The sequence below is a fragment of the Streptomyces sp. NPDC086023 genome (assembly GCF_044540325.1).
GTDB lineage: Bacteria > Actinomycetota > Actinomycetes > Streptomycetales > Streptomycetaceae > Streptomyces.
The window spans coordinates 14,287-29,668 of sequence record NZ_JBITRX010000028.1 but is presented as its reverse complement, the minus strand read 5'-3'; the positions used below and the strand labels follow the sequence as shown (position 1 = coordinate 29,668).

General features: G+C 74.2%; 14 protein-coding genes. 13 read left to right on the top strand and 1 reads right to left on the bottom strand.

Translation table 11 applies throughout. The features are described from left to right. Positions 1-28: 28 nt before the first annotated feature. From ACIF6F_RS34110 to ACIF6F_RS34050, 13 genes are all read left to right on the top strand, one after another. Positions 29-1,570 (top strand): right-handed parallel beta-helix repeat-containing protein, encoded by a 1,542-nt coding sequence (locus tag ACIF6F_RS34110; protein WP_399956317.1) that lies wholly within the window; start codon positions 29-31, stop codon positions 1,568-1,570. Between the two features lies 1 nt (position 1,571). Then, positions 1,572-2,804 carry an O-antigen ligase domain-containing protein gene (locus ACIF6F_RS34105; RefSeq protein ID WP_399956474.1) on the top strand — a complete coding sequence of 411 codons (1,233 nt, stop codon included), beginning with the start codon at positions 1,572-1,574 and terminating at the stop codon, positions 2,802-2,804. 2 nt (positions 2,805-2,806) lie between these two features. Further along, complete coding sequence (locus tag ACIF6F_RS34100) at positions 2,807-4,087, top strand: glycosyltransferase (protein WP_399956314.1); 1,281 nt, start codon at positions 2,807-2,809, stop codon at positions 4,085-4,087. Beyond that, complete coding sequence (locus ACIF6F_RS34095) at positions 4,084-5,319, top strand: class I SAM-dependent methyltransferase (protein WP_399956311.1); 1,236 nt, start codon at positions 4,084-4,086, stop codon at positions 5,317-5,319. Before ACIF6F_RS34100 ends, ACIF6F_RS34095 begins: the two co-directional genes overlap by 4 nt. Further along, on the top strand, positions 5,316-6,149 hold the full coding sequence (locus tag ACIF6F_RS34090) for a glucose-1-phosphate cytidylyltransferase (protein ID WP_399956307.1): 834 nt from the start codon (positions 5,316-5,318) through the stop codon (positions 6,147-6,149). Before ACIF6F_RS34095 ends, ACIF6F_RS34090 begins: the two co-directional genes overlap by 4 nt. Beyond that, a complete protein-coding gene (locus tag ACIF6F_RS34085; RefSeq protein ID WP_399956304.1) occupies positions 6,146-6,793 on the top strand; it encodes a PIG-L deacetylase family protein in 648 nt (215 codons plus the stop codon). Before ACIF6F_RS34090 ends, ACIF6F_RS34085 begins: the two co-directional genes overlap by 4 nt. 3 nt (positions 6,794-6,796) lie before the next feature. Further along, the gene (locus tag ACIF6F_RS34080) at positions 6,797-7,822 is read left to right on the top strand and encodes an NAD-dependent epimerase/dehydratase family protein (protein ID WP_399956301.1); all 1,026 of its coding nucleotides are present in this window, start codon (positions 6,797-6,799) and stop codon (positions 7,820-7,822) included. Beyond that, positions 7,810-9,093 carry a DUF4910 domain-containing protein gene (locus tag ACIF6F_RS34075; protein ID WP_399956297.1) on the top strand — a complete coding sequence of 428 codons (1,284 nt, stop codon included), beginning with the start codon at positions 7,810-7,812 and terminating at the stop codon, positions 9,091-9,093. Before ACIF6F_RS34080 ends, ACIF6F_RS34075 begins: the two co-directional genes overlap by 13 nt. Then, positions 9,090-10,394 carry a hypothetical protein gene (locus ACIF6F_RS34070; protein ID WP_399956294.1) on the top strand — a complete coding sequence of 435 codons (1,305 nt, stop codon included), beginning with the start codon at positions 9,090-9,092 and terminating at the stop codon, positions 10,392-10,394. The genes ACIF6F_RS34075 and ACIF6F_RS34070 overlap by 4 nt, the downstream gene beginning before the upstream one ends. Beyond that, positions 10,391-11,338: a glycosyltransferase family 2 protein gene (locus ACIF6F_RS34065; protein ID WP_399956291.1), complete on the top strand. Its 948-nt coding sequence runs from the start codon at positions 10,391-10,393 to the stop codon at positions 11,336-11,338. Before ACIF6F_RS34070 ends, ACIF6F_RS34065 begins: the two co-directional genes overlap by 4 nt. Positions 11,339-11,424: 86 nt before the next feature. Beyond that, positions 11,425-12,627 (top strand): polysaccharide pyruvyl transferase family protein, encoded by a 1,203-nt coding sequence (locus tag ACIF6F_RS34060; protein ID WP_399956471.1) that lies wholly within the window; start codon positions 11,425-11,427, stop codon positions 12,625-12,627. Beyond that, positions 12,624-13,175: a dTDP-4-dehydrorhamnose 3,5-epimerase family protein gene (locus tag ACIF6F_RS34055; protein WP_399956288.1), complete on the top strand. Its 552-nt coding sequence runs from the start codon at positions 12,624-12,626 to the stop codon at positions 13,173-13,175. The genes ACIF6F_RS34060 and ACIF6F_RS34055 overlap by 4 nt, the downstream gene beginning before the upstream one ends. Positions 13,176-13,200: 25 nt before the next feature. Beyond that, entirely contained in the window at positions 13,201-14,526 is a 1,326-nt protein-coding gene (locus ACIF6F_RS34050) for a glutamate-1-semialdehyde 2,1-aminomutase (RefSeq protein WP_399956468.1), read from the top strand. An 88-nt stretch (positions 14,527-14,614) separates the two neighbouring features. On the opposite strand, the gene ACIF6F_RS34045 is transcribed toward ACIF6F_RS34050, so the two are convergent. Further along, positions 14,615-15,268: a phosphatase PAP2 family protein gene (locus ACIF6F_RS34045; RefSeq protein WP_399956285.1), complete on the bottom strand. Its 654-nt coding sequence runs from the start codon at positions 15,266-15,268 to the stop codon at positions 14,615-14,617. Positions 15,269-15,382: the final 114 nt, after the last annotated feature.

Below are 15,382 nucleotides of genomic sequence, written 5' to 3'. Positions count from 1 at the left end.
GGGGTGTCGTGTGGACCGCGCCGGAAGCGTGGGGTCAGGGAGGCGGCACCGGGCGTGGGCGGCGGCCCCGCTGCTGCTGGCCCTGGTGGCAGCGGCCGGCTGTACGGGCACCTCGGACGCGGCCCTGACGGCGCGGGCCGGGCGGCCGGCCGCGACGGGGGCGCCCGTCGCGCCCCTGGCCCGGGTCTGCGACGCTCCCCCGACCGGGCCGAGGACGGCCCCGGCGGGCGCGGTGACGGTCGACCCGGCGGTGGTCGGTGACCTGGCCGCGAAGACCAGGAACAGTCCCCCGCACACGACGTTCTGGCTCGCGCCGGGGACCCACACCCTCGAACCGCACCGCTACGCGCAGGTCCTTCCCAAGGAGGGGGACAGCTACCTGGGCGCGCCGGGCGCGGTGCTCGACGGCCGGAAGACCAACAACTACGCGTTCGGCGGCACCGGCACGGGCGTCTCCGTCCGGCACCTGACCGTCCAGGGGTTCGTCGCGCCGAACAACGAGGGCGTGGTCAACCACGACATGGCCGACGGCTGGGTGATCGAGCACTCCACGATCCAGCACAACTCCGGCGCCGGGCTGATGGCCGGCGCGCGGCAGCAGGTCCGCGCGAACTGCCTGCGGGAGAACGGCCAGTACGGGATGAACGCGTACAAGACCGGTGACTCCATCCGCGGTCTGGTCGTCGAGGGCAACGAGGTCGTCGGCAACAACACCGACGACTGGGAGCGGCAGCGGCCGGGCTGCGGCTGCACCGGAGGCATCAAGTTCTGGGCCGTCAACGGCGCGGACGTGCGCGGCAACTGGGTGCACGACAACCGCGGGGCCGGTCTGTGGGCGGACAACAACAACAACGACTTCCGCATCGAGAACAACGTCCTCGACGCCAACGACGGTCCCGCCCTGATGTACGAGACCAGCTACAACGCGGTCATCCGGCACAACACGATGCGGCGGAACAACTGGGTCGACGGCCGCAGGTACGCCGGCACCGGCGACGACTTCCCGTACGCGGCCCTGTACGTGTCCGAGTCGGGCGGCGAGCCGCGGATCCCGGCCCGCACGGACCGGCTGGAGATCCACCACAACGTGCTGGAGGACAACTGGAACGGGATCACGCTGTGGGAGAACGCCGACCGGTTCTGCAACAGCCCGGCCAACACGTCCGCCGGCTACTGCACGCTGCTGGTGAAGGACACCGCACGCTGCGCCCGGCCGGCGATCGCCACCGCGCCGCTGCGGGACGACTGCCGGTGGAAGACCCAGCGGGTGGACATCCACCACAACCGGTTCGTGCTCCGTCCCTCCGTCCTCGCGTGCACGGGGCGGTGCGGTCTGATGGCGGTGCTCGCCAACTACGGCACCTATCCGGACTGGTCCCCGTACAAGGGCGACCGGGTGGCCGAGGCGATCACGGGCCGGCAGCAGAACCGCTGGCACGACAACGTGTACCTGGGCACCTGGAACTTCGTCGCCCGTGACCCGGGCCGGGTGCTGGACCCCGCGCAGTGGCAGGGCACCCCGTACCAGCAGGACCCGGGCAGCACCTTCCAGCCCCGGGCCGGTGGTTGAGATGGACCGGGACCTGCCTCCGAGGGGCGTCGGGGTCGTCTGGGCGCTGCTGGCCCTGAACACGCTGGGGTCCGCGGGCGCGAAGACCGTCGTCGCGCTGCCGCGCTCCCTGATCCAGCTCGTCACCATGGGCGCCTTGGGCGTCGCGTTCGCGCTGGCGCTCGTGCTGAACTTCCGGCTGCGCGTCCGGCCCAGTGCCTTCGTCTTCCTGCTCACCCTGCTGCTCGTGCCCAGCGTGATCTCCAGCGTGAACCTGGCCGTGGGGTACGGCGCGCTGTTCCGCTGCACCCGGCTCGCGCTGTTCGTCGGCACGCTGTGGCTGGTCAGCCGCTGGTGGGACGGGGGCCTGACGTTCGTCAGGTACCACATCCGCATGTACTTCGCGGTGCTCGTGCTGGTGGCCGCGGGGCTGGCCGTGTCGCCGGGCACGGCCATGCCGGAGTACTACGGCGGACGCCTGGTCGGCGCGCTGTGGCCGCTGACCCCGCCGCAGATCGGGCAGTACGCCGCAGTGATCATCGGGCTCACGGTGCTGCTGCTGCTGAGCGGGCGGACCACCGGGCGCAGCGCGGCGCTGGTCATCGTGCCGTCGCTGGTGCTGCTCGCGATGACGCACACCCGGACGGCCACGCTCGGCATGATCATCGGGCTGGTGCTGGCGATCGGGTCGCTCATCCTGACCAGCGGGGCCGCCCGCCGGTTCTTCGCCTGGGCGGTGGTGTGCGCCACGGTGGCGGCGGTGGCGTTCAGCTCCGCGCTGCGCACCTGGTTCCTGCGCGGCCAGAGCCAGGAGAACTTCTCCAACCTGACCGGCCGGGCCAAGGTCTGGGACGCGCTGCTGGCGGCGCCGCGGACGACGACGCAGGAGCTGTTCGGCGTCGGCCTGGGCGACAAGTCGTTCGGCGGGCTGCCGATCGACAACAGCTGGCTGGCCGTCTACAACGAGCAGGGCCTGGTCGGCGTCGGCATCGTGGCCGGGGTCTTCCTCGTGCTCGGGTCGGTCGCGCTGCTGCGGCCGCCCTCGCTGCCCAGGGCCGGCGCGATCTTCCTGATCAGTTACGTCGCCATCTCCTCGTACACCGAGGCCGGTCTCGGCGACGCCTCGCCGTACCTGCTGCACCTGGCCCTGGCGGCCTCGCTGCTCGCGCTGCCCGACGCGGCCGCTCCGCTCCCGGAGCCCGCGCTCCCCCGACCGCCCGTGCCGCGCCGGGCCCCGAATCCGGAGGTGGTCTGAGCATGCACGTCGTCGTGGTGCACAACCGCTACAACACCACGCAGCCGAGCGGGGAGAACAGGGTCGTCGACGAGGAGGTGGCGCTGCTGCGCGCGGCCGGCCACCGGGTCGGGCTGTTCGAGCGGCGCAGCGACGACATCGCCGCCCGGTCGCTCCTGGCCAAGGCCGCGGTGCCGCTCCTGGTGCCGTGGAACCCGGCGGTGCGTACGGAGCTCGCCGCCCGGCTCCGCGCCGAGCGGCCGGACGTGGTGCACCTCCACAACGTCTTCCCGCTGCTGTCGCCCTCGGTCGTGGCCGCCTGCGCCGACGCCGGCGTGCCCGTGGTGGCCACGCTGCACAACTACACCCAGGTGTGCGCGCCCGGCACGCTGCACCGCAACGGTCTGCCGTGCGACGCGTGCGTCGGGACCGTCGCCTCGCTGCCCGCGGTCCGGCACGGCTGCTACCGGGGATCCCGGCTCGCGACGGTGCCGCTCGCGGTCAGCCTGGCGGTCAACCGGCGGCGGTGGTGGTCGGGGGTGGAGCGGTTCTTCTGCATCTCGGCGGCGCAGCGGGACGTCCTGGTGCGGTCCGGCATGCCGTCCGGGCGGCTGTCGGTGAAGCACAACTTCGTGCCCGACCCGGGCGTGCGCCGGACCGGCCCCGGGCAGCACCTGCTGTTCCTGGGCCGGATGGCGGAGGCGAAGGGGATACGGCTGCTCATGGAGGCGTGGGACGAGATCGCGGCGGGCGGCGGGGTGGGCGTGCCGCTCGTCCTCGCCGGGGCGGGCCCGCTGGAGGCGGAGGTGGCCGCCTGGGCGGAGGGCCGGGACGACGTGCGGTACGCCGGCCTCCACTCCCCCGAGCGCTGCCGGGAGGAGGTCGCGCGGTCCGTCGCCGTGGTGGCGCCCTCGGTGGCCAGGGAGACGTTCGGCCTGGTGGCCGCGGAGGCCATGGCGGCCGGGGTGCCGGCCGTCGCCGCGGGCCACGGCGGCTTCACCGAGGTGGTCGAGGACGGGGTGACCGGGCTGCTGCACCGGCCGGGCGACGCCGCCTCGCTGGTGTCCTGCATCCGCCGGATCACGGCGGAGCCGGGCCGCAACCGGGAGATGGGGCGGGCGGCCCGGCGCCGTTACGAGCTGGGGTTCAGCCCGGAGGTCGGGCTTGAGCGCCTGATGGAGGGGTACCGCGCCGCGATCGCGGGGCGGCCCGGCGGCGGGGCGGAACCGCCGTCGGCAAGGAACGGAAACGCTGGCCCGCTGCGGGACTCCGCACGCGGGCAGGGATGGGGGCAGGAGAAATGACACAGTGCCGGCTCTGCGGCTCGGCGAAGCTCGCGAGCGTCGCCGACCTGGGCGCGACGCCGCCGTGCGAGAGCTTCCTCGCCGCGGACCAACTGGACCTGCCGGAGCCCGCGTACCCGCTGCACCTGCGGGTCTGCACCGACTGCTGGCTCGCGCAGATCCCCCCGCTGATCACGCCGGAGGAGACGTTCAAGGAGTACGCGTACTTCTCCTCGTACTCGACCTCGTGGGTGGAGCACGCGCGCACGTTCGTCGGCGACGCGGTGGCCCGGCTGGGGCTCGGCCCCGACGCGTTCGTGGTCGAGGTCGCGAGCAACGACGGGTACCTGCTGCGGCACGTGGCGGAGCGGGGGATCCGCTGCCTGGGCATCGAGCCGTCGGTGAACGTCGGCGCCGCGGCACGGGAGGCGGGCGTGCCCACGCTGACGGAGTTCCTGGATCCGGCCACCGGCGCGGGCGTCCGCGCGGAGCACGGCCCGGCGGACCTGGTCGTGGCCAACAACGTGTACGCGCACATCCCCGACGTGGTCGGGTTCACCCAGGGCCTGCGCGCCCTGGTCGCCGACGACGGCTGGGTCTCGATCGAGGTGCAGCACCTGCTGACCCTGATCGAGGAGAACCAGTACGACACGATCTACCACGAGCACTTCCAGTACTACACGGTCGCGTCCGCGGCCCGGGCGCTGGCAAGTGGCGGGCTCACGCTGGTGGACGTCGAACTGCTGCCGACGCACGGCGGCTCCATCCGGCTCTGGGCCCGGCCCGCCGGGGCGGCCGCCGAGCCGAGCCGCCGGGTGGCCGACGTACTGGCCCGGGAGAAGGCCGCCGGGCTCCAGGAGCTGTCCGGGTACACCGAGTTCTCCGCCCGGATCGCCAAGGTGCGCCGGGACCTGCTGCGGTTCCTGATCGAGGCGGCCGACCGCGGCGAGACGGTCGTCGGCTACGGCGCCCCGGGCAAGGGCAACACCCTGCTCAACCACTGCGGCATCCGGCCCGACCTGCTCCGTTACACGGTCGACCGCAACCCGTACAAGCACGGCCGGTTCACCCCGGGCACCCGCATCCCGATCCTGCCGCCCGAGCAGATCGCCGCCGACCGGCCCGACTGGGTGCTCGTCCTGCCCTGGAACCTGCGGACCGAGCTGGCCGAGCAGCTGGCGTTCGTGCACGAGTGGGGCGGCCGCCTGGTCTTCCCCATCCCGGAACTGAGCATCGTCGAGGTGAAGTCGTGAAGGTCGTTCTGTTCTGCGGCGGTTACGGGATGCGGATGCGCAACGGAACCGCCGACGACGTGCCCAAGCCGATGGCGATGGTCGGTCCCCGGCCGCTGATCTGGCACGTCATGCGCTACTACGCGCACTTCGGGCACCGGGAGTTCATCCTGTGCCTCGGCTACGGGGCCCACCACATCAAGGACTTCTTCCTCAACTACGAGGAGACGACGTCCAACGACTTCGTCCTGCGCGGCGGGCGCACCGAATTACTGTCCACGGACATAGCCGACTGGACGATCACCTTCGCGCAGACCGGCATCGAGTCGCCCATCGGGGAGCGGCTGCGCCGGGTACGGCACCACCTGGACGGCGACGAGATGTTCCTCGCCAACTACGCCGACGTGCTCACCGACGCCCCGCTGCCGGAGATGATCGACCGGTTCTCCCGGCGCGACGCAGGCGCGTCGATGATGGTGGTGCCGCCGCAGCAGTCCTTCCACTGCGTGGACCTGGCCGAGGACGGCCTGGTCGGGGGCATCACGGCGGTGAGCGACATGCCGCTGTGGGAGAACGGCGGCTACTTCGTGCTCCGCCAGGAGGTCTTCGACCACATACCCGAGGGCGGGGACCTGGTCGCCGACGGCTGCGCGGGGCTGGCCAAGCAGGGCCGGCTGGTGGCGCACCGGCACCGCGGCTTCTGGAAACCGACCGACACCGTGAAGGAGCGGGCCGCGCTCGACGCCTCCTACGCCCAGGGCGACCGCCCGTGGGCCGTGTGGGAGCGGGACGGCGGCGCGGGCGCCCGCGTGCCCGCGAGCCGGGGCGGCTCCGCCGTGAGGACGGCGTGATCCGGCTCGGGACCCGCCGCCTGGACCGGCTCGTCGCGGTGGGGGCGCACTGCGACGACATCGCCATCGGGGCCGGCGGGACACTGCTGACGACGTGCCTGGCGCGGCCGGGCATCCGGGTCGACGCACTGGTGCTGTCCGGCGGCGGCACCGAGCGGGAGGCGGAGGAGCGGGCCGCGCTCACCGCCTTCTGCCCGGGCGCCGACCTGCGGCTGACCGTGCTGAAACTGCCGGACGGCCGGCTCCCCGCGTACTGGGAGGAGGCCAAGTCCGCGGTCGAGGAACTGCGCGCGCGGACCGAGCCCGACCTGGTCCTCGCCCCGCGCACCGACGACGCGCACCAGGACCACCGGGGGCTGGCGCGGCTGCTGCCCACCGCCTTCCGCGACCACCTCGTCCTCGGCTACGAGATCGTCAAGTGGGACGGCGACCTGGGCCGTCCGTCCGCGTACCAGCCCCTGCTGCCGGAGACCGCCGAACGGAAGGTACGGCTGCTCCAGGAGCACTACCCCTCGCAGCGGCACCGGCCCTGGTACGACCGCGAGGCCTTCCTCGGTCTGGCCCGGATCCGCGGCATCGAATGCCACGCCCGCTACGCCGAGGCGTTCGACGTCACCAAACTCACTCTCGACCTGGGGGAATGAACCTTGCGCGTACTGCTGACCGGACACCAGGGCTACCTGGGCACCGTGATGGCCCCGGTCCTCGCGGCCGCCGGGCACGAGGTGGTCGGCCTCGACTCCGGCCTGTTCGCCGACTGCCTGCTCGGCCCCCGGCCGGCGGACCCGGCCGGGCACCGGGTGGACCTGCGGGACGTCACGGCCGAGCACGTGGCCGGGGTGGACGCCGTGATCCACCTGGCCGCGCTCTCCAACGACCCGCTGGGGTCGCTGGCGCCCGAGCTCACCTACGACATCAACCACCACGCCTCCGTACGGCTGGCCCGGCTGGCCCGCGAGGCCGGCGTGCGGCGCTTCCTGTACGCCTCCACCTGCTCGGTCTACGGCGCCGCCGGCGGGGACGCCCTGGTGACCGAGGACGCCCCGCTGCGCCCGGTGACGCCGTACGCCGAGTCCAAGGTGCGGGTAGAGGACGACCTGCACGAACTGGCCGACGGCGACTTCAGCCCGGTGTACATGCGCAACGCCACCGCCTTCGGCTTCTCGCCCCGGCTGCGCGCCGACATCGTGCTGAACAACCTGGTCGGCCACGCCCTGCTCTCCGGCGAGGTGCTGGTGCTGTCCGACGGCACCCCGTGGCGCCCGCTGGTGCACGCCGCCGACATCGCCCAGGCCTTCACGGCCGCGCTGACCGCGCCGCGCGAGGCGGTGCACGACCGGGCGTTCAACATCGGCAGCGAGGCCAACAACGTCACGGTCGCCGAGATCGCCGAGCAGGTCGCGCAGGCGGTGGACGGCGCGAAGGTGGTGATCACCGGGGAGAACGGGGCCGATCCGCGCTCGTACCGGGTGGACTTCTCCCGGTTCCGCGACGCGCTGCCCGGCTTCGACTGCGCCTGGTCGGTGGAGCGGGGCGCGCGGGAACTCGCCGACGCCTACCGGGAGCACGGGATGACCCGGGAGGCGTTCGAGCAGCGCTTCACCCGCCTCGCCGTGCTGCGCGCGGCCTCCGGCGCCGGCGCGGTCGACGGCACCCTGCGGTGGAGCCGGTGACCGAGGTCGGCGAGGAGATGCACGCGCTGGTGCGGCGGCTGTACCCGCTGTGCCGGAGCATCACCGGCGACGGGGTGCGCGCCACCCTGGAGGTCGTCGGCGAGTACCTCCCGCTGGAGGTGCACGAGGTGCCGACCGGGACGCAGGTGCTCGACTGGACGGTGCCGCAGGAGTGGAACATCCGGGACGCGTACGTGGCCGACGCCGCGGGCAACCGGGTGGTCGACTTCGCCGCCTCCAGCCTGCACGTGCTCGGCTACAGCGTGCCGGTGTCGGCGACCATGCCGCTGTCCGAGCTGCGGGGGCACCTGCACACGCTGCCGGACCAGCCGTCCTGGGTGCCGTACCGCACCAGCTACTACACGCCGGAGTGGGGGTTCTGTCTGGCCCAGGAGACGCTGGACGCGCTGCCCGAGGGCGACTACGAGGTGCGCATCGACTCCACGCTGGAGGACGGGCACCTCACGTACGCCGAGCACGTGGTGCCCGGGCGGGTCCCCGACGAGGTGATCGTGTCCTGCCACGTGTGCCACCCGTCGCTGGCCAACGACAACCTGGCGGGGATCGCGGTGGCGGTGCAGCTGGCGCGGGCGCTGGCGACGGAGAACCCGTACCACACCTACCGGTTCCTGTTCGCGCCCGGCACCATCGGGGCGATCACCTGGCTGGCGCGGAACGCGGAGCGGATCGACCGGGTCCGGCACGGGCTGGTGCTGGCCTGCGCGGGCGACCGGGGGCAGCTGACGTACAAGCAGAGCAGGCGCGGCGACGCCGAGATCGACCGGGTGCTGCGGCACGTGCTCGCCGCGTCCGGACGCCCCCACGAGATCCGGGAGTTCACCCCGTACGGGTACGACGAGCGGCAGTTCTGCTCGCCCGGGTTCGACCTCGGCGTGGGCTCCCTCAGCCGCACCCCGTACGCCGGCTACCCCGAGTACCACACCTCGGCCGACAACCCGGACTTCGTCACCCCGGAGGCGATGGCGGACACCCTCGCGCTCTGCCGCGAGGCGTTCGCCGTGCTGGACCGCAACCGGCGGTACGTCAACCTGAGTCCGTACGGCGAACCCCAGCTGGGCAAACGGGGGTTGTACGAATCCCTCGGCGGGCGCAGCGACGCCAAGCAGGCCCAGCTGGCCATGCTCTGGGTGCTCAGCCTCTCCGACGGCGGGCACAGCCTGCTGGACGTCGCCGAGCGGTCCGGGCTGCCCTTCGACACCGTGGCCGCCGCGGCCGCCGCCCTGCACGGCGCCGGACTGCTCAAGGAATGACGCCGATGACCACCGAGGGGAAGAGGGAGGGCAGCCGGACACGGGCCGGGTCCGCGGGACGGGCGCTGGCCGGCCGGCTGTCCTGGGGGCTGGCCGACCAGGCGGCCTCCAGCATGAGCAACTTCGTGGTGGGCCTGTACGTGGCCCGCTCGCTGGGGCTGTCCGCGTTCGGCGTGTTCAGCCTCGCCTGGGTGACCTACGGCGTGGTGCTCAACGTGTCCCGCGGGCTGGCCACCGATCCGCTCGTGGTGCGCTTCAGCGGCGTGCCCGAGGCGTCCTGGCGCGGGGCGGTGGCCCGGTCGACGGGCACCGCGCTCGGCGTGGGCACGGTGATCGGGGCGGCCTGCCTGGCGGCCGGGCTCGGTCTCGGCGGCGAGGTGGGCACGGCGTTCGCCTGCCTCGCCGTCACGCTGCCGGGGCTGCTGCTCCAGGACGCCTGGCGGTTCTCGTTCTTCGCCGCGGGCGCCGGGCGGAAGGCGTTCGCCAACGACGTGGTGTGGGGCGTCGCCCTCGTCCCGGCCATGATCCTGGCGGCCGGCGTCGGCAGCGTGGCAGCCTTCGTGCTGGCCTGGGGCGCCTCCGCCGCGGTGGCGGCCGGTTACGGCTGCGTCCAGTCCGGTATCAGGCCCCGGCCGTCCGGGGCGCGCACCTGGCTGCGCGAGCAGCGCGACCTCGGCTACCGGTACCTGGTCGAGAACGTCAGCCTCGGCGGGGCGAGCCAGCTGCGGGCGTACGGGCTCGGTGCGATCGCCGGGGTCGGCGCGGTGGGCGCGGTCCGGGGCGCCGAACTCCTGCTCGGCCCGTTCCTGGCCGTGCTGATGGGCCTCTCGCTGGTCACCGTCCCGGAGGCGGCGCGGGTGCTGCGGCGGGCCCCGCACCGCCTCGGTGCGTTCTGCCTCCTGCTGGGCGGCGGGCAGGCCGTCGGCGCGCTGCTCTGGGGCGGGGCGCTGCTGCTCGTACCGGACCGGGCCGGCGCGTTCGTGCTGGGCGGCGTCTGGCACTCCGCCTCCCAGCTCGTCGTGCCGGTCACCCTCGGCGTCGCGGGCGCCGGACTCGGCACCGGCGCGGCGGCCGGGCTGCGCGCGCTCGGCGCGGCCCGGCGCAGCCTGCGCTGCCAGCTCTTCGCCTCCGCCTGCTACGTCGCCGGCGGCCTCGGCGGGGCGGCGGCCGCCGGCACGGCCGGCTCGGCCTGGGGCGTCGCCGCCGCGACCCTCGGCGGCTCGGCCGTGTGGTGGCTCCAGCTGCGGGCCGCCCTGCGCGAGCGCCATCACCACCCCGTTCCCGAAGTGAGGACCACATGACCGCGCAACCCAGGCTGAGCATCGGCCTGCCCGTGTACAACGGCGAGGAGTACCTCGCCGAGTCGCTCGACGCCCTGCTCGGGCAGACCTACGAGGACTTCGAGCTGGTCGTCTCCGACAACGCCTCGACCGACGGGACCCAGGACATCTGCCGCCGGTACGCCGAGAAGGACTCCCGCATCCGGTACCTGCGGCTGCCCCGGAACATCGGCGCCGCGCCGAACCACAACCACGTCTTCACCCAGTGCCGCGGCGAGCTGTTCAAGTGGGCCTCGCACGACGACCTGTACGCGCGCACCCTGCTGGAGCGGTGCGTGGAGGCGCTGGACGAGCGGCCCGAGGTGATCCTCGCCCACGCCGACCAGGCGGTCATCGACGAGCGCGGCCAGGTGAAGGTGCCGTACCCGTACACGCTGGCCACCGCCTCCCCGTCCGCCCCGGAGCGCTTCCGCAGCATGCTCTTCGAGCCCGGGGGCGACGACTTCTACGGGGTGATGCGGGCCGACGTGCTGCGCCGGGTGAAGCCGCACGACAGCTACCACCACGCGGACCGCACCTTCGTCACCGAGATCGGGCTGCACGGGCCCTTCCACCAGGTGCCGGAACTGCTGTACTTCCGCCGCGACCACCCCACCCGCGCCGAGCGGGCCAACCCGTCGAAGCGCTCGCGCTGCGTCAACCTGGACCCGCGCCGGGCGGGGCCGCTGCACCCGACGCCGCGGCTGCTGGCCGAGTACGTCTGGGGCTTCGTCGCGGCGATCCGGCGGGCGCCGCTGTCCGCCGCCGACCGGCGCGCCTGCTACCGCCACCTGGCCGCGTGGATGGCCAGCCGGGCCCGGCCGGGTGCCGGCGAGCGGGTCGAGGACCGCGCCCCGGTGGACCCGGCCCTGCTCACCGTGTCCGTCGACGACCTGGTCGCCGGGCGCGAAGGGAGGCGGGGGTGACGTCCGCCGGCCCGGCGTCCGGGGGCGTGCCGTCTGCCGGCCCCGCGTCCACGGGCGTGCCGTCCGCGGGCGGTACGCCGGTGCGGGTGGGGGTGTTCGGGCTGCTCGGGTCCGGGAACCTCGGCAACGACGGCTCGCTGGAGGCCGTACTCGGGTACCTGCGCGCCGAGCACCCGCACGCGGTCGTGGACGCGCTGTGCGGCGGGCCCGAGGCGGTCGCGGCCCGGTTCGGGATCCCGGCGACGCGGCTGCACTGGAACCGCGGGGAGTACCGGACCGCGTCGCGGGCGGGCGCCGTCGCGGCGAAGGGCCTGGGCAAGGTCGTCGACGCGTTCCGCACCGCGGCCTGGGTGCGGCGGCACGACGTGGTGATCGTGCCGGGCATGGGCGTGCTGGAGGCGACGCTGCCGCTGCGGCCGTGGGGCTTCCCGTACGCGCTGTTCCTGCTCTGCGCGAGCGGCCGGCTGCTGGGCACCCGGGTCGCGCTGGTCAGCGTGGGCGCCGCGGAGATCGGCAGCCGGCCCACGCGGGCGCTGGTGCGCTGGTCGGCGCGGCTGGCCGCGTACCGGTCGTACCGGGACGAGCAGTCCCGCGACGCGATGCGGGCGATGGGCGTGGACACGGCGGGCGACCGGGTCTACCCGGACCTCGCGTTCGCCCTGCCGGCGCCGCGGTCCGAGGCGCCCTCCGGCACGCCCGGCACGGTCTGCGTGGGCGTGATGGACTTCCACGGCGGCAACGACGACCGCTCGCGGGCCGGGGAGATCCACCGGCGCTACCTCGACGGCACCGTCGGTTTCGTCCGCGCGCTGGTCGAGGAGGGCCGGCCGGTCCGGCTCCTCACGGGCGACGAGTGCGACGCGTCGGTGGTCGCCGCGATCCTGGACGCGGTGGACTCGCCGCTGGTCACCGCCGCCGGGACGGCCTCCCTGGCCGACCTGATGAAAGAGACGGCCGCCGCCGACACCGTGGTGGCGGCCCGGTACCACAACCTCGTCTGCGCACTGAAGACCGGCACCCCGGTGCTCGCGGTGAGCTACGCGGCCAAGAGCGACGCGCTCATGGAGCGGATGGGCCTGGGCGCGTACTGCCATCCGGCGCGCGAGGTCGACGCCGGGCGGCTGCTCGGGCAGTTCCGGGAGCTGGAGGAGCGGTCGGCCGGGCTGCGCCGGGTCCTGGCCGAGCGGAACGAGGACATGGCACGGCAACTCCGGCTCCAGTTCGACGCCTTGACGAAGGCGCTGTTCCCCCCGACCGACCGGGCCCAGGCCCTGGAGGAGAAGTCTTGAAGGTGACCGAAGTGCCGGAGGTGGCCGGCGCGTTCCTGTTCGAGCCGACGCCGTACGCCGACGAACGCGGCTTCTTCTGCCGTACGTTCGACGCCGACGTGGTCCGCTCGGTGGGCCTCGACCCGGGCGCCTTCGTCCAGGACAGCGTGTCCCGCTCGGTCCGCGGCGTGCTGCGCGGGCTGCACCTGCGCTCCGGCGCCGGCGAGGCCAAGCTGGTGCGGTGCTCGTACGGAAGGATCTTCGACGTCGTCGTGGACCTGCGGCCGGACTCGCCGACCTACCTCGGCCGGGCCTGCTTCGAGCTGTCCGGCGAGACGCAGGCGACCGTGTACATCCCGGCCGGGTGCGCGCACGGCTTCCAGGCGCTCACCGAGACCGCCGACACCTCGTACCGGATCGACCGCCCGCACGACCCGGCCGAGGACGTGACCATCGCCTTCGACGACCCGGAGCTGGCCATTCCGTGGCCGCTGCCGGCCGCCTCGATGTCCCGGCGGGACCGGGAGGCGCCGAGCCTCGCCGACGTCCTGAAGCAGAAGGAGGGCTGACGTCACCGTGGACACCGAAGTCACCGTGGACTCAGCGGAGTTCACCCTGCCCCGGTCGGTGCGGGCGAACGAGCGGCTGCACGCCCTGGTGCCCGGCGGCGCGCACACCTACGCCAAGGGCGACGACCAGTACCCCGAGCACCTGGCCCCGGTCATCAGCCACGGCCGGGGCGCCCACGTGTGGGACGTCGACGGCAACCGGTACGTCGAGTACGGCTCCGGGCTGCGGTCGGTGAGCCTGGGCCACGCCCACCCGCGGGTCCTGGAGGCGGTGCGGCGCGAACTCGGCCGCGGCGCGAACTTCGTCCGGCCGTCGGTCCTGGAGGTCGAGGCCGCGGAGCGGTTCCTGGCCACCGTGCCGACCGCGGAGATGGTGAAGTTCGCGAAGAACGGCTCCGACGTCACCACCGCGGCGGTGCGGCTGGCCCGGGCCGTCACCGGGCGTCCGCGGGTGGCCGTCTGCGGCGACCACCCGTTCTTCTCCGTGGACGACTGGTTCATCGGCACCACGCCGATGTCCGCCGGCATCCCGGCGGCGACCACCGAGCTGACCGTGGCGTTCCCGTACGGGGACCTGGCCGCCACGGAGGAGCTGCTCACCCGGTACCGGGACGAGGTGGCCTGTCTGATCCTCGAACCCGCCGGCCACACCGAGCCCCCGCCCGGCTACCTGGCCGGGCTGCGCGGGCTGGCCGACCGGCACGGCTGCGTCCTGGTCTTCGACGAGATGATCACCGGCTTCCGCTGGTCCGAGGCGGGCGCCCAGGGGCTGTACGGCGTGGTCCCCGACCTGTCCACGTTCGGCAAGGCGCTGGGCAACGGCTTCGCCGTCTCCGCGCTGGCCGGGCGCCGCGAGCTGATGGAGCGGGGCGGCCTGCGGCACTCCGGCGACCGCGTGTTCCTGCTCTCCACCACGCACGGTGCGGAGACGCACTCGCTGGCCGCGGCGATGGCGGTGCAGACCGTCTACACGGAGGAGGGGGTCACCGCGCGGCTGCACGCCCTGGGCGAGCGGCTGGCCGCCGGGGTGCGGGAGGCCGCCGCCGGCATGGGTGTCGGTGACCACGTCCTCGTACGGGGCCGGGCCAGCAACCTGGTCTTCGCCACCCTCGACCAGGACCGGCGGCCGTCCCAGGCGTTCCGCACGCTGTTCCTGCGCCGTCTCCTCGCGGGCGGGGTGCTGGCCCCGTCGTTTGTGGTGAGCAGCGCGCTCGACGAGGCCGACATCGAGCACACCGTCGACGTGGTGGCCCAGGCGTGCGCGGTGTACCGGAAGGCGCTGGACGCCGGGGATCCGACACCCTGGCTGGCCGGGCGGCCGGTCAAACCGGTCTTCCGCCGCCTGGCCTGACGGGCGCCGGTACCGGTCGCCGCCGGTACCGGTCGCCGCCGGGGCCTGGCCGGCGGAGCACGGCCGTCGCCGTCGGGGCCCCGGCGGATCACGGCCGGGGCCGCGGCCCCCGATCCGCCGGACGGGCCCCGGCGGCGTCCGCCGCCCGGTCGACCAGCCACGCCGTCGCCGGCGTCACCGCCAGTGCGGTGCACCAGCCGCCGAGGGCGTCGGTCGGGTAGTGCGCGCCCAGGGCGACCTGGGCCCAGCCCATGACGGCACCGGCGGCGAGCGCAGCGGTGGACACGAGCAGCGCGCCGGCCGTCCGGCCGGCGCCGCTGACCGCGAGCAGGGTGAGCGAGACGGCCAGGGCGGTGAGGAAGGCGGTGTGGCCGCTCGGGTAGGACAGGTAGCCGCCGTTGATGGTGCGCCCCACCACGTGCTTGAGCAGGGTCGTCGTCCCCACGGTGAGGCCGGCGCCGGCCACCACGAGCACCGCCGCGCGCGGGCGCCGCAGCAGCAGACAGCCCGTCACGACGACCAGGACCAGGGCCGCCGCTCCGGCCGGCTCGCCCAGGAAGTCGGCGGCCAGGGCGGCCTGCTGCCACCACGGCGGCCGCGCCCCGTCCACCAGGGCCCCGACCCGTACGTCGACCGCGCCGGGCCGGCTGTCGTCGGCGTGCAGGATCCCGAGCAGCACGACCGCCGACGCGGCCAGGGCGCCTGCGCACCCGAGCCACCCGCGCTGCGCCGCGGGCAGCACCGGAGGCGCCGGCCGGCCCCTCGTCGGAACACCTCGGCCGGTCCGTGACACGTGAGCCCCCCGTCGTCGCCGGTCCGCTCCCCGCCCCGGTCGAGGGCGTCGTGACCGGCCTCC

Excerpts from the sequence above, each read along its gene's own strand:
- ACIF6F_RS34100 (WP_399956314.1), top strand. The coding sequence starts at position 2,807 with ATGCACGTCGTCGTGGTGCACAACCGCTACAACACCACGCAGCCGAGC.
- ACIF6F_RS34095 (WP_399956311.1), top strand. The coding sequence starts at position 4,084 with ATGACACAGTGCCGGCTCTGCGGCTCGGCGAAGCTCGCGAGCGTCGCC.
- ACIF6F_RS34070 (WP_399956294.1), top strand. The coding sequence starts at position 9,090 with ATGACGCCGATGACCACCGAGGGGAAGAGGGAGGGCAGCCGGACACGG.
- ACIF6F_RS34105 (WP_399956474.1), top strand. The coding sequence starts at position 1,572 with ATGGACCGGGACCTGCCTCCGAGGGGCGTCGGGGTCGTCTGGGCGCTG.
- ACIF6F_RS34065 (WP_399956291.1), top strand. The coding sequence starts at position 10,391 with ATGACCGCGCAACCCAGGCTGAGCATCGGCCTGCCCGTGTACAACGGC.